This window comes from Vogesella perlucida (assembly GCF_979366545.1).
Window position 1 is genome coordinate 281,897 of the sequence record NZ_CEETRO010000002.1, and the last position, 17,308, is coordinate 299,204.

Annotated in this window: 14 protein-coding genes; 10 read left to right on the top strand and 4 right to left on the bottom strand. The window is 62.8% G+C overall.

Features of this window, described 5'->3' with window-relative positions:
• Window position 1 precedes the first annotated feature (1 nt).
• On the bottom strand, window positions 2-1,165 hold the full coding sequence (locus ACZ9XP_RS03920; protein WP_147684697.1) for an HlyD family efflux transporter periplasmic adaptor subunit: 1,164 nt from the start codon (window positions 1,163-1,165) through the stop codon (window positions 2-4).
• 34 nt (window positions 1,166-1,199) lie between these two features.
• Window positions 1,200-2,639 (bottom strand): efflux transporter outer membrane subunit, encoded by a 1,440-nt coding sequence (locus ACZ9XP_RS03925; protein WP_147684699.1) that lies wholly within the window; start codon window positions 2,637-2,639, stop codon window positions 1,200-1,202.
• A gap of 102 nt (window positions 2,640-2,741) precedes the next feature.
• Here ACZ9XP_RS03925 and ACZ9XP_RS03930 point away from each other — a divergent pair, with 102 nt between their 5' ends.
• Entirely contained in the window at window positions 2,742-3,356 is a 615-nt protein-coding gene (locus ACZ9XP_RS03930) for a TetR/AcrR family transcriptional regulator (protein ID WP_465188022.1), read from the top strand.
• A 69-nt stretch (window positions 3,357-3,425) separates the two neighbouring features.
• Here ACZ9XP_RS03930 and ACZ9XP_RS03935 read toward each other — a convergent pair whose 3' ends face one another.
• Both ACZ9XP_RS03935 and ACZ9XP_RS03940 read right to left on the bottom strand, forming a co-directional pair.
• Window positions 3,426-4,532: a hypothetical protein gene (locus ACZ9XP_RS03935; RefSeq protein WP_465188023.1), complete on the bottom strand. Its 1,107-nt coding sequence runs from the start codon at window positions 4,530-4,532 to the stop codon at window positions 3,426-3,428.
• Window positions 4,533-4,741: 209 nt separating this feature from the next.
• Window positions 4,742-6,424, bottom strand: coding sequence for an AarF/UbiB family protein (locus ACZ9XP_RS03940; protein WP_147685092.1), 1,683 nt, complete (start codon window positions 6,422-6,424; stop codon window positions 4,742-4,744).
• Between the two features lie 269 nt (window positions 6,425-6,693).
• Between ACZ9XP_RS03940 and ACZ9XP_RS03945 the strand changes: the two genes are divergently transcribed.
• From ACZ9XP_RS03945 to ACZ9XP_RS03985, 9 genes are all read left to right on the top strand, one after another.
• Complete coding sequence (locus tag ACZ9XP_RS03945) at window positions 6,694-7,500, top strand: C40 family peptidase (RefSeq protein WP_147684706.1); 807 nt, start codon at window positions 6,694-6,696, stop codon at window positions 7,498-7,500.
• Between the two features lie 115 nt (window positions 7,501-7,615).
• On the top strand, window positions 7,616-7,828 hold the full coding sequence (locus ACZ9XP_RS03950; protein ID WP_147684708.1) for a hypothetical protein: 213 nt from the start codon (window positions 7,616-7,618) through the stop codon (window positions 7,826-7,828).
• Between the two features lie 8 nt (window positions 7,829-7,836).
• The gene (locus tag ACZ9XP_RS03955) at window positions 7,837-9,084 is read left to right on the top strand and encodes a lipoprotein-releasing ABC transporter permease subunit (protein ID WP_147684711.1); all 1,248 of its coding nucleotides are present in this window, start codon (window positions 7,837-7,839) and stop codon (window positions 9,082-9,084) included.
• Entirely contained in the window at window positions 9,077-9,766 is a 690-nt protein-coding gene (gene lolD / locus ACZ9XP_RS03960; RefSeq protein ID WP_147684713.1) for a lipoprotein-releasing ABC transporter ATP-binding protein LolD, read from the top strand. The genes ACZ9XP_RS03955 and lolD overlap by 8 nt, the downstream gene beginning before the upstream one ends.
• Window positions 9,767-9,795: 29 nt before the next feature.
• Complete coding sequence (locus ACZ9XP_RS03965) at window positions 9,796-11,079, top strand: mechanosensitive ion channel family protein (RefSeq protein ID WP_465188025.1); 1,284 nt, start codon at window positions 9,796-9,798, stop codon at window positions 11,077-11,079.
• A gap of 9 nt (window positions 11,080-11,088) precedes the next feature.
• Window positions 11,089-11,712 carry a response regulator transcription factor gene (locus ACZ9XP_RS03970; RefSeq protein WP_465188027.1) on the top strand — a complete coding sequence of 208 codons (624 nt, stop codon included), beginning with the start codon at window positions 11,089-11,091 and terminating at the stop codon, window positions 11,710-11,712.
• Window positions 11,709-12,155, top strand: coding sequence for a dihydroneopterin triphosphate diphosphatase (gene nudB / locus ACZ9XP_RS03975; RefSeq protein ID WP_147684720.1), 447 nt, complete (start codon window positions 11,709-11,711; stop codon window positions 12,153-12,155). Before ACZ9XP_RS03970 ends, nudB begins: the two co-directional genes overlap by 4 nt.
• Window positions 12,156-12,243: 88 nt before the next feature.
• A complete protein-coding gene (locus tag ACZ9XP_RS03980; RefSeq protein ID WP_465188028.1) occupies window positions 12,244-12,957 on the top strand; it encodes a response regulator in 714 nt (237 codons plus the stop codon).
• A 25-nt stretch (window positions 12,958-12,982) separates the two neighbouring features.
• Entirely contained in the window at window positions 12,983-17,269 is a 4,287-nt protein-coding gene (locus ACZ9XP_RS03985; RefSeq protein ID WP_465188029.1) for an ATP-binding protein, read from the top strand.
• Window positions 17,270-17,308 lie beyond the last annotated feature (39 nt).

Consider the following 17,308-nt stretch of genomic DNA (forward strand, 5'->3'; position numbering starts at 1 on the left):
CTTATTCGCTGCGGGTGTCGATGGTGGCAGTCATGGACAGGCCCACTTGCAGTGGGTGCTGGCGCAGCTCGGCCGGGTCTAGTGCGATGCGTACCGGCACGCGCTGCACCACCTTGATCCAGTTGCCGGTGGCGTTCTGTGCCGGAATGGTGGCAAACGCCGCGCCGGAGCCACCGGCCAGGCCGGCTACCTTGCCGTGGTAGGTCACTTCGCTACCGTACAGGTCGGCTTTCAGCGTGACCGGCTGGCCGATGCGCACGGTGCGCAGCTGGCCTTCCTTGAAGTTGGCATCCACGTGCACGGCTTGCAGCGGTACCACGGACAATAACTGGCTGCCGGCCTGCACGCGCTGGCCCAGCTGCACCTGGCGCTTGGCCACGACGCCGTCTACCGGGGCGCGGATCACGGTGCGCGCCAGGTCCACGCGGGCCTGGTCACGCTTGGCGCGTGCCAGTGCCACTTCCGGGTTGGTCTCCACGCTGGTGTTGCGGGTCAGGGTCTGGTTGGCTTTCAGGCTGCCTTCGGCGGCACGCAGGTTGGCCGCGCTCTGTCTGGCGGCCGCTTCGGCGGCCTGGTGGGCAGCCTCGGCTACGTTGAGCGCGCTGCGCGCATTGCTGACTTCCTCGCCGGATACCGAGCCGTTTTTGGCCAGTGCCTGGCGGCGGTTGTAGTCCAGACGGGCGCGTTCCAGCTCGGCTTGCGCCGAGACCAGCTGCGCCTGGCTGCGTACTTGTTCGGCGGCGCGGGCCTGCACCTGGGCGCTGAGGCCTTCATCGCTGGCCAGGTAGCCCTGTACGCGGCGTTCGGCGCGTGCCAGCTCGGCCTCGGCCTGGGTCAGTGCCAGGCGGGCGTCGGTGTTGTCCAGCTCTACCAGTACGTCGCCGCGTTTCACCGCCTGGGTGTCCACTACATTCACCTGGCGCACTGTGCCGCCCACTTCGGGGGTGAGCTGCGCCATTTCGGCCGCCACGTAGGCATTGTCGGTGCTGACATGGTGCGAGGCCACCAGGTACCAGTAGCTGCCGTAGGCCACGGCGCTCACGGCCACCACGCCGCCTAGCAGGGCAAACAGGGTTTTGCGGCGGGCGCCAGGGTTGGCCGCATGGGCCGGCATGGCTTGGGTGGGGGTGTCCTGGGCGGGGAGGGCTTGGGTGTGTTCGCTCATGATGGGGTGCTTTCTCTCAATAGTGTGTGTCGGGTCAGGCCGGGCGGCTGCTGCCACCCAGGGCTTTGGTCAGGGCGATGTCCAGCTGAGCCTGCTGGCTTTGCAGCTGGGCCAGCGTGCGGCGGCTGGCGATTACGCTGTCTTCGGCATTCAGTACGTCCAGGTAGCTGGCCAGGCCGCCCTGGTAGCGGTCGTGGGTAAGCTCCCACGCACGCTGGGCGGCGTCCAGCGCCTGGCTGCGCGCTGCCAGCTGTGCGGCCAACCCTTGCTGGCGGGTGTAGGCCTGGGCGATGTCTTGCAGTGCTTGCAGCAAGGTCTGGTTGTAGCTGGCTACCGCGCTGTCGTACTCGCCGCGTGCGCTGCGGTAGCTGCCTTGCAGCGTGTCCTGGCGGAAGAGCGGCAGGCTGATGGCCGGCCCAAAGCCGGCGATGCCGGACCCGCCACGGGTGAGCGCATCCAGCCCCAGGCTCTGGCTGCCTACATAGGCGCTCAGGTTGACATTGGGGTAGAAGCCGGCACGGGCGGCCTGGATGCGGCTGGCGGCGGCCTCGGCACGCAGGCGGGCGGCGGCCAGGTCGGGGCGGTGGCCGATCAGGTTGGCCTGCAGCTGGGCTGGCAGCGCCTGCGCCTGGTTCACGCTCAGCGCAGGGCGTTGCAGTGCCAGGCCGCGGTCGGGGCCAGCGCCCAGCAGGGCAGCCAGGGCCTGGCGCTGCAGGGTGATGGCTTCGTCGGCGGCCAGCAGGTCGGCGGCTGCGGCGGCGCGGCGCGAGGCGGCTTGTGCCACGCTGGCGCGGTTTTCCAGGCCCTGGCTTTCGCGCTCGCGTATCAGGCCTTCGCTCTGGGTACGTACTTTCAGCGCTTGCTGGCAGGCATCACGGTCGGCGAACAGCCGTGCCAGCTCGGCGTACTGGCTGGCGACGGCGGTGGTGAGCAGTAGCTGGCTTTGTGCCAGCTCGGCCTGGGCGGCGGCTTGCTCGCTGCTAGCGGCAGCAATCGCGCTGCGGTTTTTACCCCAGAAATCCAGCTCGTAGCTGACGTCCAGCGCCACGCGGCTACTGGTGTTGAAACCCGGCGGCACGAAGGCGGCCGGCATGCCGTTGTTCAGGCTCTGGCGCAGGCGGGTGAAGTCGCCGTTGGCGCTGACGCTGGGCTGCTGGGTGGCGCCGGCCTGTTGTGCCAGGCCTTCGGCTTGCAGCAGACGGGCGCGGGCACTGTCCAGCGATGGCGACTGCGCCAGCGCTTCCTGCATCAGCTGGTCCAGCTGCGGGTCCTGATAGCGCTGCCACCAGTGCGCGCCGGCCCACTCGCCGTGGCTGTCCGGCAGCGTCTGCTGGCTTTGCAACTGGCTGGCCGGCAGCAGGGTGGGGCTGGCAGGCAGGTCGGGAACGCTGGCGCAACCGGCCAGCAGGCTGCCGGCACCCAGCAGCAGGGCTAGCCGGGTACGCGCATGAGAAGCGGGAAGGGTCTGGTTCATGATCTCGCTCAATAATTAAACTGTACGGTACAGTTATAATCGTGGTGTACAATGGCTGTCAATAGAAAATTGAACTGACTGGTTCAGTATTGAGGGGTGAGCATGCGCGTCAAGACCGAAGCAAAGCGCCAGAGCATCGTGGATGCTGCGGCCGAGGTATTCATGGAGAAGGGCTACGAAGCGGCGTCGATGGCAGAAATTGCCAGCCGCGCCGGCGGTTCCAAGGCCACGCTGTACAGCTACTTTCCGTCGAAGGAAGAGCTGTTCCTGATGGTGATGAAAACGCTGGCGGAAGAGCGCATGAGCCAGGCCCACGCGCGCCTGACGGCCGATGGCGACCTGCGCGGCGCGCTGCTGCGCTTTGGCGAGCAGATGCTGCGCAACCTGCTGAGCCCGGAAATCGCCGCCCTGCGCGGCATTGTGCTGGGCGAGGGGCGCCGGTCCGGCGTGGGGCAGCTGTTTTTTGATAATGGCCCGGCCATCGGCTGGGGCAAACTGGCCACGTTTCTGGAAGGGCAGATGCAGGCCGGCCGCCTGCGCCAGGCCAAGCCGTGGACCGCAGCGGTGCACCTGCTGGCCTTGCTGGAGGCCGAGTTCATGGAGTGGTTTATTGTGGGGGCGCGCGAAATGCCCGCCGACGAGGCCATTACCGGGGCGGTAGTGGCGGCGGTAGAGGTGTTTATGGCCGGTTACGCGCCACCGTCTGGCGCGGCCTGAGGCGGGGGGTTAACGGCACAAGGCCAGTCTGCAGCGCAGGCCGGCCTTGTTGTTGCTGGCAGGGCAAAATCAGGCGGTAAGGTCTAGCTGCGAAATCAGCCCGGCCTGGCCGCCTTCGGTCAGGTAGACACCGGCTTTGCGCATCTGCGCTACGGTCTGGTTGGCCGCATCGGTGTGGCGGAATTCGGCGTCGACGTGCGGTAGCAGCAGAGCGCCGATGCCGACGTCCATCAGGCTGGTCAGCTGGTCTTGGCCACCCTGTTGGCCCTGCCATAGTTGCAGGCGGGCAAACAGCGGATCACCCTCGTCGATGGCGCCGTTGCCGTCGCTGTCCAGTGCGGCCAACTCGCCAAAACCGTTGCCGCTTTGTGGGCCGAACAGCTCGTTTTGCTGGTCGATCTTGCCGTTGCCGTTGCGGTCCAGCGCCAGCCAGCCGCCGTTTTTCGGTACCGGCAGGGTGTTTTTCTGGCCATCGTTATCGATGTCGAACTGCACGGTGGCGCCAGACAGCGTGCCGGCATCGCTGCCCAGGCTAATCATCAGCGGGTCGCGCGCGGCGGCGCCAAAATTCAGTGTTTCCTTGCTGCTGATGGCAAAGCTGCGCTGCAGGCTCACCTCCAGCTGAAAGCTGAGACTGCGCCCGTCTCGCGTGGTGATGTTGCCACTGGCGGAAAACTGCAGCGACTCCTGCTCGCTATGGCGGGTTTCGCGCTCGATGCGCAGCCCCCAGTCTTCGTTGCCCTGGTTGCGGCGCTGCTCGCCCTGTTGCTGCTGATTCCCCTGCATGGCCTGGTCTTGCGCGGCCGCTTGCAGGTGCTGCTTGTCCAGCGGGTACACGTCGGACAGGTCGATGCGGATGCCGAAGGTGGATTCCAGAATATTGCGCAGCAGCGATAGCGTGGGGCTCAGGTCGGTTTCCAGCGGGTTGTCGCTGGCGGCGACGCTACTGCTGGCCTGGCTGGCATTGCTCTCTGCCAAGTGCTGGCTGATGTCCCCCAGCGAGCCGCCTGGCTGGGCTGCGGCGGCGCGACGGCCGTCTTCGCTAATCTCAACCTGATCTTGCGGGCTATTTTGCCGCGCGCCCTCCTGCCAGAAGGTGACGCGCTGCTGTGTGCTGTGGGTCTGTTCCAGATAGTGCTGGCTACTCAGGTCTAGCGACAGGCTATCGATTCTCATAGCGATGCTCCTGCTGGCCTGTTTGGGCCGTGCTGGCCGCAATGCAGGCGATGTGATGCCCCTATATCGGCAGCATGCGGGGAAGGCTTAGCGTTTTTTAATAGCGAATGCTAATAAAAATGCCCGGCGCTGGCGCGACCGGGCAGTATGGCTGTACAGATGAAAAAACCTGCTGTATCAGCAGGCTGGCTGGTCGTGGTCTGCCGGGCTTACAGGTGCTTGCCGGCGCGCCAGATGGACCAGATTAACCACAAACTGTTTAAAAAAGCGGCCATAAAGCCAAGGAAACCGAATAGTGGCAAGCCAAACAGCGTGGGGCCGCCTTTTACCGTCATCACAATCGACGAGCCGATAATCAGGCAGCCAGTAACAATGCCCATGGTGAGGCGGTTCACGCTCTTGTCCAGTTGGTGGCCAAACTGTTCCAGTCGCTTCAGGTCCAGGTTGATGCGGAAGCGGCCGTGGCGGATGTCCTTGCCCAGGCGGATGATGTCGCCAGGCAGCCCTGCCAGCATGCCCAGGCCTTCGGTAACCGTGGTCTTGCCGCGCTTGAACAGGTTGCGCGGGTCGTAGCGCGCCAGGATCAGCTGTTTGACGAACGGTGCCAGGTGCTCTACCAGCTGGAAATCCGGGTCCAGCTGGCGGCCCAGGCCTTCCAGCGTGATCAGCGCCTTGAACAGCATGGCCATGTCGGGCGGCAGCAGAATGCCGTGGTTGCGGATCAGCGCCATGATGTCGTTGATCAGCTGGGTGATATTCAGGTTTTTCAGTGGTACGTGGTCGTACTGGAACAGAATCTCGCCAATGTCCTCGGCGAACTGTTCTTCGTCCACCGGCGTGCTGCCGGTCCACTCCAGCAGCACATTCATGATGCCGCGCTCATTGCGCTCGGCCAGTGCGGCCAACATGTCCACGATCTCGTCGCGGCGCTTGTGCGACAGCCGCCCCACCATGCCAAAGTCGATAAAGGCAATGCCGTTGTCGGCCAGGAAAATCACGTTGCCGGGGTGTGGGTCGGCGTGAAAAAAGCCGTTGAGCAGAATCATCTTCAGCACCGCGTCGGCGCCGCGTTTGGCCAGCAGCGGTGGCGACAGACCGGCTGCCGGCAGCGCGTCTACCGGTGTGGCCGACCAGCCGGCGATATAGTCCTGCACGTTGACCGCCGGGCGGGTGTAGTCCCAGTACACCACCGGTACGCGGATATGCGGGTCGCCGGCAAAATCCTTGCCGAAGCGTTCCATATTGCGCGCTTCTACTGCCAGGTCCAGCTCGCGCCGCAGCGAGCGCGAAAACTGCGCCACGATTTCGGATGGCTGAAAGCGCCGCGTGTCGGGAAACTCCAGCTCAATCAGGTGCGCGATGTGTTCCAGGATGCGCAGGTCGGCTTCCACTTTTTCCACAATGCCGGGGCGGCGCAGCTTTACCGCTACCACGGTGCCGTCTTTCAATACCGCGCGGTGTACCTGGGCAATCGAGGCGGAGCCGATGGGTTTGCGGTCGAATTCGGCAAACACGTCGTCTGGCTGGCAGCCCAGTGCCTGCGTCAACAGCGCGTCCAGAAAGCCGTCGCCAATGGGCGGCACCGTACTTTGCAGTTTTTCGAATTCGGTAATCCATTCCGGGCCGAAGACATCCACCCGCGTGGACAGGATCTGCCCCAGCTTGATAAAGGTCGGCCCCAGCTCTTCGAAGGCGCGGCGCACGCGGATAGGTGCCGGTATGGCGTTGGCCGGGTCGGGCAGGGTGATGTTCAGCCACTCGCCCGCCTTTTCTACTGCGCGTGGCAGCCGTAGCCGCTGGGCGAACTCCCCCAGGCCGTGACGGAACAAAATGCCGCTGATCTGTTTCAGACGGGGCAGGTCGCGCATGGCGATGAGGGTTTCTCTGAGCATGGCTATCGTCGTGGTAAGGCCGCTGGGCCGTTGCGTGGAGTATGCGCCCGGGGTGGTGGCGCGGCCAGTATCGCAATATTTCAGTTGCATCCACAATAGCCGCGCCAGCAGCCTGCATGGCCGCCGTTATTGGGTGGCAGCGATACATTGCCGCTTGGTGACAGGGGTGAACGATGGTATCTTTCAGCACTATTTTGTTCAAAACCAGCTAACAGAAGCGCTGCCAGCCTCCCCGTGGGTACGGCTTGGGCGGCGATCGTCTTGAACCTATGAAATTTTATCAATCCATTCTGGCCCTGTTTCTGGCCGGTTTCATGGTGGTGGCCCATGCCGCGCCGGAAACCATGCCGGACGGCGAGGCCGACCCGATAGCCCGCTTTGCCTCGCCCGGCGAAGAGGCCGCTGGCGACCTGCTTTTGCAGGCCATGAGCCTGATTGGTGTGGCGTATCGTTTTGGTGGCAGCAACCCGGAAAGTGGCCTGGATTGCTCCGGCTTTATCCAGTACGTGTTCAAAAAGTCCCTGCGCGTCAACCTGCCGCGTACCTCGGCCAGCATGGCCCAGGTTGGCCGCGAGATAGAGCGCGATGAACTCAAGGCAGGTGATCTGGTCTTTTTCAATACCCGCGGCTTTCGTTACTCGCACGTAGGCCTGTATCTGGGCAATAACAAATTCATTCATTCGCCACGTACTGGCAAGAGCATCGAAGTGGTCAATATGACCCAGAGCTACTGGGCAACCCGCTATAACGGTGCACGCCGCGTGGCGCGTGCCGGCATGCCGGTGGCGGCGGCCGAGGTGGAAAAACCGGCCAGCACCGCGGCGGCCAGCAGCAAGCGCAGCTACCGCAAGGTAGAGGCTGCCGAGACCGAACAGCGTAGCGTGAAAGGCAAAAAGAAAAGGAACGCGCGCGACGAGCAGCCGGTAGCGAAGGGCAAAAAAGGCAAGAAAGCCGAGCAGGGCAGTAGTGCTCGTAACAAAAAGAAAACCGGCAAAGGCGATGCTGCCAGCAAGAAAAGCAGCAAGTCGTCTGACAAAGCCAAGAAAAAGGCGCCGGTGAAAAAGAAAAAAGACTAGCCGCCCGCCGTAACACGGCATAACACCATGTGTAACCGAGGCCCCGCTTCCGCAGGGCCTCGCCCATTGCAGGGCGCAGACAGCCCTGACCGCAAGCGACAAGAAAGGCCGAACAATGAAACCGGACCTGCCAATCTGGCATGCCCCCGATGGTAGCGTGGTGTCCTGCACCGAGAAGGTAAAGGTCATGACCGAAAATATGGAAGAGCTGGCCCAGATGGCCCAGGATGCGTTTGAAGATGCCATCCTGATGGGCTGTGACGAGCATCAGGTGCGTGCTTTTCTGGTGGCCATGATGCAGCAGCTGGACAACCCTTACCGAGCCTGAGCCCGCCCATGTCTTTCCCTTACGAGGTCTTCATCGGCCTGCGTTATCTGCGCGCCCGCCGGCGCAACGGTTTTATCTCCTTCATTTCGCTGATGTCGGTGCTGGGCATTGCCTTGGGCGTGGCCGCGCTGATTGTGGTGTTGTCGGTGATGAACGGCTTTCAGCAGGAAATCCGAGGCCGCATGCTGTCGGTGGTGTCGCACCTGGAAATCGGTAGCTACGACGGCCAGATCGCGGGCTGGCAGCCGCTGCAGGCACAGCTGCGGCAGCAGCCCCACGTGGTGGCCGCCGCACCGTATGTCAATGCGCAGGGCTTGCTGTCCAGCCGTGGCAATGTGCGCGGCGCGCTGGTGCGCGGGGTAGACCCGGCAGCCGAGCAAACCGTGGTCAGCCTGGGCAAAGAGATGCTGCGCGGCAAGCTGGCCGATCTGGAAGCCGGCAGCTTCCGCATCGTGCTGGGTGTGGAGTTGGCGCGCCAGCTGGGGGTAGAGGTAGGCGACAAGGTCACGCTGATTACCCCGCAGGGCAATGTGACACCGGCCGGCATGATGCCGCGCCTGAAGCAATTCACCGTGGCCGGCGTGTTCAAGGCCGGCATGTTCGAGTACGACTCGTCGTTGGCCATGATCTCGCTGCGCGACGCGCAGGTGTTGTTCCGCCTGGGGCAGGACGTGTCCGGCATCCGCCTGAAGCTGGACGATGCCATGCTGGCGCCGCAAGTCAAAGCCGCCCTGCAGCCGCAGCTGGCGGCCAATCAGGTGGCCACCGACTGGACCGATATGAACGCCAACTACTTTCGTGCGGTACAGATCGAAAAACGCATGATGTTCATCATCCTGACGCTGATCGTGGCGGTGGCCGCGTTTAACCTGGTGTCCACGCTGGTGATGGTGGTGACCGACAAGCAGGCCGATATCGCCATCCTGCGCACGCTGGGTGCCAGCCCGGCCAGCATCATGAAGATATTCATCATCCAGGGCTCGGTTGCCGGTGTGCTGGGCACGCTGGCGGGTGTGGCGGGCGGCTTGCTGCTGGCGCATAACCTGGGCGCGGTACTGTCTACGGTAGAGCACATGGTGGGCGCCAAGCTGCTGTCCAGCGATGTGTACATGATCGACTACCTGCCTACCGACATCCAGCTGGGCGATGTGTCCACCATTGGCCTGATCTCGCTGGCGCTGGCGCTGCTGGCAACCCTTTACCCAAGCTGGCGCGCTGCCCGCGTGCGCCCGGCGGAGGCACTGCGTTATGAGTAATATCCTGAGCTGCCAGGGCCTGGCCAAACGCTACAGTGACGGCAAGCTGGCGGTAGAGGTGCTGAGCGGTGTTGATCTCTCGGTAGCGCGCGGCGAGTTTGTGGCTATTGTCGGTGCGTCCGGTTCGGGCAAAAGCACACTGCTGCACCTGCTGGGCGGGCTGGATGCCCCGTCGGCCGGCAATGTCACCGTGCTGGGCCAGCCACTGGCCGGCATGGACGACGCCGCGCTGGGGCGCTTTCGTAACCGCCATCTGGGCTTTGTTTACCAGTTTCACCACCTGTTGCCCGAATTTAGCGCACTGGAAAACGTGATGATGCCCCTGTTGATTGCACGCCAGCCACGTGCCCAGGCCGCCGAGCAGGCGCGGGCGCTGTTGGCGCAGGTAGGGTTGGCCGCACGCGCCGAGCACAAGCCGGGCGAGCTGTCGGGTGGCGAGCGCCAGCGCGTGGCCATTGCCCGTGCACTGGTGACGCGCCCGGACTGCCTGCTGGCCGACGAGCCCACCGGCAACCTGGACCGTGGCAATGCCGCCGCGGTATTCGAGCTGCTGCGTCAGCTTAACAGCGAGCTGGGTACCAGTATGGTGATGGTCACGCACGACCGCGAACTGGCGGCGCGCGCCGACCGCATGCTGACGCTGGGCCCGGACGGCCTGCAGCCCTTGCTGCAGCAGCCCTGATTAACGTTTTATCAAGATAAGGACCTGCCATGCTGGCACACGACTCTACCCTCACATTCGACCGACTGCTTGCCGCCATTCAAGGCCCCACCGGCTGGATGGAGCTATTGGTCGCCGCCGTGGGGGTAGGGCTGGCTTTCTGGCTGTCACGCCGTATCCACGCCCGCTATTTTGCGGCCAACCCGGCAGACTGGGGCTTTGGCAAATACCTGCTGTACCGCCTGGTGCTGCCGCTATCGGCCCAGCTGTGGACACAGGTAGCCGCCGTATTGTGGCAGCTGGCGGTGGGGGTACGTTCCGAGCTGCTGGTGGTATCGGCCACGCTGCTGTTCTGGATGTCCATCATCCGCGTGATGACCGCCGTGGTGCGCCATGCGCTGCCGGATGGCAAGCTGGAGCGCAGCACCGAACACTTCCTGGCCATGCTGCTGTGGACAGGTTTTGCCAGCTGGGCCGTGGGCGTGGACACCGTGGTGCTGGACTGGCTGGAGTCGATCAGCTTCCGCGTTGGCAAGAACCAGATCGACCTGCTGATGATCCTGTCGGCCCTGGTGTGGGTGTCGGTGATCATGGTGGGCGCGCTTTGGGTCAGCAAGCTCATCGAAAACCGCGTGATGAAGCTGTCCGATGTCGACCTGAGCCTGCGCATTGTCTTTACCAAACTGGCGCGTACCCTGCTGATGGTCACCGGTGTGCTGGTGGCGCTGCCCATCGTGGGTATAGACCTGACTGTGCTGTCGGTATTTGGCGGCGCGCTGGGTGTGGGTCTGGGTTTCGGCCTGCAGAAAATCGCCAGTAACTACGTGTCCGGCTTCATCATCCTGCTGGATCGCTCCATCCGTATTGGCGACCGCCTGATGGTGGACAACCGCGTAGGCTATGTCAGCAAGATCACCAGCCGTTTTGTCGTGCTCAAAAGCGCCGACGGTTCCGAGGCGCTGGTACCAAACGACACGCTGATTGCCAATACGGTGATCAACCAGTCGTATACCGATAAATCCCTGTGGATCAGCCTGCCCATCCAGGTAGCTTATGGTACCGACCTGCACCAGGCGCTAGCGCTGCTGTGCCAGGCCGCCACCCACCCGCGGGTGAAAACCGACCCGGCACCCTCGGCCTTTGTGGTGGCCTTTGCCGACTCGGGCATTAACCTGGAAGTAGGGCTGTGGGTCAGCGACCCGGAAAACGGCATGTTGTCGCTGCGTTCGGATATCAATCTGCGTATCTGGCAGCTGTTTAGCCAGCATGACATCCAGATCCCGTACCCGCAGCGCGAAGTACACGTGCTGAACCACGGCAACGGCGAAGCGTAAGGAGGGGCAATGAACAAACAGACCCTGGCCGTCATCGACGACGATCTGGCGGTAAGGCAGTCGCTCTTATGGCTGCTGGAAACACCTGGCCTGGCGGTAAGCGGCTTCGACAGCGGTGAGGGCTTTCTGGCGCTAGGCGCGGAGGCGGCCAACTTCAACTGCCTGATTGTCGACCTGCGCATGTCCGGCATCAGCGGCATCATGCTGCTGGAAAAAATGGCGCAATGGCCCTATTGCCCGCCGGTCATCATGCTGACCGCGCACGGAGACGTGCCACACGCCGTGGCGGCGTTCAAACTGGGCGTGGCAGACTTTCTGGAAAAGCCATTCGACGATGCCCGCCTGCTGGCCCTGGTAGACGAATGCCTGGCCCGTGACGTGCAAGAACGCGAGCGTTACCAGCGCCGCGTACGGGTGGCGGAGGCGCTGGCCACGCTTACCGAGCGCGAGCGCGAGGTCATGCAGCACATCCTGACCGGTTTGCTGAACAAGCAGATCGCCGAAGTGCTCAGCATCAGCATGAAAACAGTAGAAGTACACCGCGCCCGCGTATTCGACAAAATGGGGGTGAAATCGGCGGTAGAGCTGGCCGGGCTCATTACCGTACTGGACGAGGCTGGCAACAAAGCATGAAAACCATGAAGCAACCCGTGTCCGTGCTGGTGGTGATCCATACCGCCGACCTGCAAGTGCTGTTGATCGAGCGTGCCGACAAGCCGGGCTACTGGCAGTCGGTGACCGGTAGCCGCGAAGGTGATGAAGCCATCGCCAGCACCGCCCGCCGCGAAGTGGCCGAAGAAACCGGCTTTGCCGCAGAGGCAGGCCAGTGGCACGACTGGCAGCAGCAGAATGTCTACGAAATCTACCCGCACTGGCGCCACCGCTACGCCGAGGGCGTCACGCACAATACCGAGCACGTATTCAGCCTGCAGCTACCTGACACCCTGCGGCCAACCCTGGCCCCGGGCGAGCACCTGGCCTGGCAATGGCTACCGTGGCAGCAGGCGGCCGAGCAGGTGTTTTCCCCATCCAATGCTGCGGCCATCCGCGCGTTAGCCCAGCGTTTTTTGCCCTAATCTACATATTTCCCTTATGTATCCTTGCGCCATTTTGTAGCAGATACCATCATGTGAAGTGTCGGTGGGATAAAAGCAAGGAGGCACTATGACTATTGACTTTCCCAAGCTGAAAATACTGGTGGTCGATGACCAGATGCTGGTGCGCTCGCTGCTAACCCAGTCGCTGAAAGCCATGGGTGTGAGCCCGGACAATATTTACCAGGCGGTAGACGGCGCCACGGCCAAGCGCGCGCTGGACGGCAAGCCGGTAGACATCGTGCTGTGCGACCTGCAAATGGAGCCGATGAATGGCATGGATTTGCTCAAGGAAATCCGCTGTGGCCGCACCATGAACCCGCCCAACATGCCTTTCGTGTTTCTGTCCGGCCACGCCGAAAAACACAATATCGTACTGGCTGCCCAGCTGCACGCCGACGGTTTCGTCATCAAGCCCCCCAAGCCTGCCGAGCTGGAAAAAAACATCAGCGCAGCCATGCAGCGCGCCCGCCCGGAGCCGGACCCGTTTGCCTACTACGCCATTCCCACCGGCTCGGCCCACGACAAGTTTGTGTTTGGCGAGCAATTGCAGGCCGCGGCACGCAAGGTGGACGAAGATGGCCAGCCGGTAGAAACCGTCGCGCTCCGGGACGTGCAAGCCGGTCGCATACTGGGGGAAGACCTGTATAACAAGACCGGCCAGCTGCTGCTGCAGCGCGGCAGCGAGCTCACCATCACCCAGCTGCGCGTGTTGCTGAACTATCCGGACCGCTTCGGCGTACAGAAAGTGGTGTTGCGCAAGGACGCGCCCGTCGAGGCCTGAGCCCGATACCGCAGGCGGAGGTTGTATGAAAAAAACATCGCGTACTGCCGGGCAAACCTCCGACATTGGCCGCGCGGCCTTGTTTATCGTGCTGTTGCTGGGCGCCATCCAGCTGGTGGCTTCGGCGCTGCTGATTCACTCGGGCTATCAGGGTTACAAGCGTGCCATCGAGCACGAAGCGCTGAACCAGGCTAGCCAGCAGCTGTTTCTGGCCGCACAGGCCTTTAGCCGGGAAAACGACCACACCCTGGCACTGCTATCAGCGGCCAACCCGCCAAGCCCCGCCAGCCTGGCAGCCTTGCCGCCGCTACGCGCGCAAGCGGATCAGGCCTTGGTACTGGCGCTGGCGATGCCACGGCAGGATAAGCACAACGCAGACCTGCATGCCGAAATCGTGGCCAAGCATCAGCACCTGCGTAGTCGCCGTGTGGATCTCGACAAAATCCTGCAGCGCCAGCCCTACCAGATAGAAGAAAACGCCAGCTTTGGCTGGCGGCTTTCCATGGCGTCGGTGTTTGGCTCCATAGACAAAGCCCTGCGCCAGGACACTTATGACCTGGGCGACGAGGCCGACCCCAAACTGAACCGCATGGCCGAGGTGAAGTTCGACATCTGGAGCCTGAGCCAGGTGCTGAACGACGAAGCCCACGCGCTGAAGCTGCGTGCCGAGTTCAAGCGCAAATTGAACTCCTCCGATGAGTACCAGCTCACCCGCAACCGCGAGCGCGCCCTGCTGATCGTAGACCGCCTGCGCGACAGCATCCGCTTTCTGGAGCAGCCAGAGCTGCAAGACCGCCTGCGTCAGCTCAATAGCGCCATCCTGACCCTGAACCGGCAAACCGACCAGCAGCTGCAACTGCTGGACGGGCGGGATCAGCCGCTGTCTGGCAAAGGCAGCTATGACCAGGCGTGGACGGTGCTGAGCCAGCAGCTGGACGATTTTTTCCTGGCGCTGACGCGGCACACGCGTGACAGCGTCAATAGCTATCTGGACGAATACATTACCGGCCTGGCGCTGAATATCCTGTTTACCCTGCTGGTGATGTGTCTGTACATCTACCTGCTGCGCCGCTTGCGCACGCACATCCTGTATCCGCTGCACAGGCTGCAGCATCTGCTGGACGCCGCTGCCGATGCCATTCTCACCGTAGACGATGAGCGCAAGGTGGTGGTGGCCAATCAGGGCGCCGAGCGCATGTTTGGCCGCAGCAAGGAACACCTGAACAATGTGCCGATTGGCGAGCTGCTGATCATCGATTCGCAAGACAGCGACTGGATGGAAAACAGCGATGGCCTGGACCAGTCGCTACCCGGGCGCGGCATGCACGCCGATGGCAGTATCTTCTATGCTGGCGTGTCCATCAGTGCGCTGAACGAAAAAGCGCGCGGGCGCGACCATTACCTGCTGATTGTGCGTAACGAGCAAGAGCGGCGTGTAGCGGAAAAATCGCTGGCCAAGAGCCTGCAGCTGTTGTCCGGCATTCACCGTGTAGAGGGTCTGCTGTTTGCCCGAAGCCCGCGCCATGCCGTTTACCATGAAATATTGCGCATTCTGCTGGACTACTTCGGCCTGGACGCCGGCCTGATTCTGGCGCTGGAAACCGGTCGCGATAAAAATTCGTCGTTTCATGTACAGGCCAGCATCGGTGTGGCCAACCCGCCAGACTGGGTAGACGATTTCCGCCGCAAGCCGCACGTGCAGGCGCTGCAGCTGGGGGCGCAGCAGCGCATCGTGCGCGAGGAAGACTGGGTGTATTTGCCAGTGGAGGTAGACGCCCGCACGGTGATGGTGGCCGGCCTGCAAGACTGCCACCTCAGCGAAGAGCAATACCAGGCGCTGCAGCCCATGCTGGGCACCTGCGGCAGCATCGTCAGCTTTTACGCCGAAGAAGACCGCCGGCGTAACTCCGAACGCCACCTGCGCGAAGTACTGCAGCAAGAAGAGGCCATCTACAGCGCCTCGCCCGTGGGCCTGCTGCGCCTGAACCGCGACTACGCCATTGTGCGCGCCAACCGTACCGCCGAAACCCTGTTTGGCGCCGGGCAGGACGGTCTGCAGGGCTTGAGCCTGCAAGAAGTGCTGGCTACCGAGCAGGAATGGCATGCCCTGTTTACCCAGCTGGAACAGGCCCGCCAGCACGATCGCCAGCTCAGTACCGAAATAGAATGCGTGCGGGTAGGGGGGCAACCGGTATGGGTGATGTTTACCGGCCAGCTGCTGTTCCCCGGTATGGCCGAGCACGACATGATTCTGGCCTGTATGGACGTATCCGACCGCCGTGCAGCCGAAGAAGGCCTGCTGCATGCGCGCGATGAAGCTGCCGAAGCCCGCAGCCAGCTGGTAGCGGCCATCGAAACGCTGGAAGAAGCCTTTGCCTTTTTTGACGTGCACGACAAGCTGGTTCTATGTAACCGCCGCTTTGCCGAGCTGGTGGGCGTGGGCTTTACCCCCGAACAGCTGCGCGGGCGCACGTTTGAATCCATCGTGAAAGCCGCGCTGGAAGAGGGCGAGCACCCCGAAGTCGGCATGGATAACGCCAGCTGGGTAGCCGAGCGCCTGCGCCGTCATGCCAGTGGTAGTGCCTCGTTCCAGCTGCAAGTGGGCGAGCGCTGGTTCCAGGTCAGCGACCACGCCACGCCGGGCGGTGGCTCGGTGTGCATCCATGCCGACATTACCAGCCTGAAAATGCAAGAGGGCGACCTGCTGCTGGCGCGCGACCTGGCCGAGCAAGCCAACCGCGCCAAGAGCGGCTTCCTGGCGGCCATGAGCCATGAAATCCGTACCCCCATGAACGGTGTGCTGGGCATGCTGGAGCTGCTGGCACTGACCCGCCTGGAAGCCGAGCAGCGCGAATCGGTAGAAACCATCCAGGAATCGGCCCGCACCCTGCTGCGCCTGATCGACGATATCCTGGACTTTTCCAAGATCGAAGCCGGCAAGCTGGACATCACGCCGGAAACCGCGTCCATTGCCGACATCATGCACAAGGTGCACCAGCTGTATGAAGAAATGGCCACGCGCAAAAATCTGCAGTTCCACCTGGAAGTGGACCCGCAGCTGGCCCCGGCAGTGCTGGTAGACCCATTACGGCTGCGCCAGATCCTGCAGAATTTCTGCAGTAATGCGTTGAAATTTACCGCAGAAGGTGTGGTTACCCTGCGGGTGCGTAGCCTGGAAACCTATCCGGGCGAGCAGAGGCTGCGTTTCGAGGTGCAGGATACCGGTATTGGTATCTCGCGCGAGAACCTGAGCCGGCTGTTCGAGCCCTTCACCCAGGCCGAAAGCTCTACCGCACGCCGCTTTGGTGGTACCGGGCTGGGGCTGACCATCTGCCGCCGCCTGGCCATGCTGATGGGGGGCGAGGTGGCCATGGACAGTCAGGAAGGCGTGGGCACCACGGCGTCGCTGGACATTACCCTGCCGCTGGGCGACCTGGCCGATATTCGTACGGCACCAGTAGAAATTACGGCCGAAGACGTGCTGGAAAGCAAAGCGGAGGTAGCGGCCAACCTGCTACCGGTGCTGTTTGTGGAAGACAACCCCACCAACCGCAAGCTCACGCTGAAACAGTTCGAGCTGCTGGGCTACCCGGTAGACGCCGCTGAGAACGGTGTCGAAGCAGTGAACAAATGGCAGAAAGGCGAATACTCGCTGATTCTGACCGACTGCCACATGCCGGAAATGGACGGCTACGAGCTGGCGCGCACCATACGCTACTACGAAGGCATCGTGTTCGATTCGCGCCATATTCCCATCATTGCCTGCACGGCAAATGCCTCGCATGAAGAGCTGGAAAAAACCAGTGCCGCGGGCATGGACGATTTCATGACCAAGCCGCTGAGCCTGGGTACGCTTAAGGCCATGCTGGAAAAATGGATCACCCAGGCCAACGATGAAGCCATCAAGGAAAGCGAGCAGCGCAAGCTGCCGCAGGCAGACAACGACGCTGCCGATACGGTAAGTTTTGCCATGGCCATGCCGATAGACCGCAGCGTGCTGGAGGTGTACAGCAGCGGCGACTGGATGATGGAGCGGGCCATTCTGGATGAATTCCTGCTGGCCAATGACGAAGACGTCGCGGTGCTGCAAGCCGCGGTGGCCGAAGACAACGCCGAGCGTGTGGCGTGGAGCGCCCACCGTATCAAAGGGGCCAGCCGCATGGTAGGCGCCATGATGCTGGGTGACGCGGCCGAGCTGCTGGAAAAAGCTGGCAAAGCGGCCGACCTCCCCACCATCCAGACCGAGTGGCCCGGCTTTGTTCAGAACCTGGCGGTGCTGAAGGCCTGGCTGGCTACTCAGCCCACAGCCTAGTAGCGCGGGGGGCAGGGCCGGTTAACATGCTTTCTTGCT

What these genes read in the sequence shown, in the direction of transcription:
- ACZ9XP_RS03925 (WP_147684699.1), bottom strand. Translation starts at nt 2,639, where the DNA reads ATGAACCAGACCCTTCCCGCTTCTCATGCGCGTACCCGGCTAGCCCTG.
- ACZ9XP_RS03955 (WP_147684711.1), top strand. Translation starts at nt 7,837, where the DNA reads ATGTCTTTCCCTTACGAGGTCTTCATCGGCCTGCGTTATCTGCGCGCC.
- ACZ9XP_RS03970 (WP_465188027.1), top strand. Translation starts at nt 11,089, where the DNA reads ATGAACAAACAGACCCTGGCCGTCATCGACGACGATCTGGCGGTAAGG.
- ACZ9XP_RS03980 (WP_465188028.1), top strand. Translation starts at nt 12,244, where the DNA reads ATGACTATTGACTTTCCCAAGCTGAAAATACTGGTGGTCGATGACCAG.
- ACZ9XP_RS03985 (WP_465188029.1), top strand. Translation starts at nt 12,983, where the DNA reads ATGAAAAAAACATCGCGTACTGCCGGGCAAACCTCCGACATTGGCCGC.
- lolD (WP_147684713.1), top strand. Translation starts at nt 9,077, where the DNA reads ATGAGTAATATCCTGAGCTGCCAGGGCCTGGCCAAACGCTACAGTGAC.
- nudB (WP_147684720.1), top strand. Translation starts at nt 11,709, where the DNA reads ATGAAAACCATGAAGCAACCCGTGTCCGTGCTGGTGGTGATCCATACC.
- ACZ9XP_RS03920 (WP_147684697.1), bottom strand. Translation starts at nt 1,165, where the DNA reads ATGAGCGAACACACCCAAGCCCTCCCCGCCCAGGACACCCCCACCCAA.
- ACZ9XP_RS03965 (WP_465188025.1), top strand. Translation starts at nt 9,796, where the DNA reads ATGCTGGCACACGACTCTACCCTCACATTCGACCGACTGCTTGCCGCC.
- ACZ9XP_RS03950 (WP_147684708.1), top strand. Translation starts at nt 7,616, where the DNA reads ATGAAACCGGACCTGCCAATCTGGCATGCCCCCGATGGTAGCGTGGTG.
- ACZ9XP_RS03935 (WP_465188023.1), bottom strand. Translation starts at nt 4,532, where the DNA reads ATGAGAATCGATAGCCTGTCGCTAGACCTGAGTAGCCAGCACTATCTG.
- ACZ9XP_RS03945 (WP_147684706.1), top strand. Translation starts at nt 6,694, where the DNA reads ATGAAATTTTATCAATCCATTCTGGCCCTGTTTCTGGCCGGTTTCATG.
- ACZ9XP_RS03940 (WP_147685092.1), bottom strand. Translation starts at nt 6,424, where the DNA reads ATGCTCAGAGAAACCCTCATCGCCATGCGCGACCTGCCCCGTCTGAAA.
- ACZ9XP_RS03930 (WP_465188022.1), top strand. Translation starts at nt 2,742, where the DNA reads ATGCGCGTCAAGACCGAAGCAAAGCGCCAGAGCATCGTGGATGCTGCG.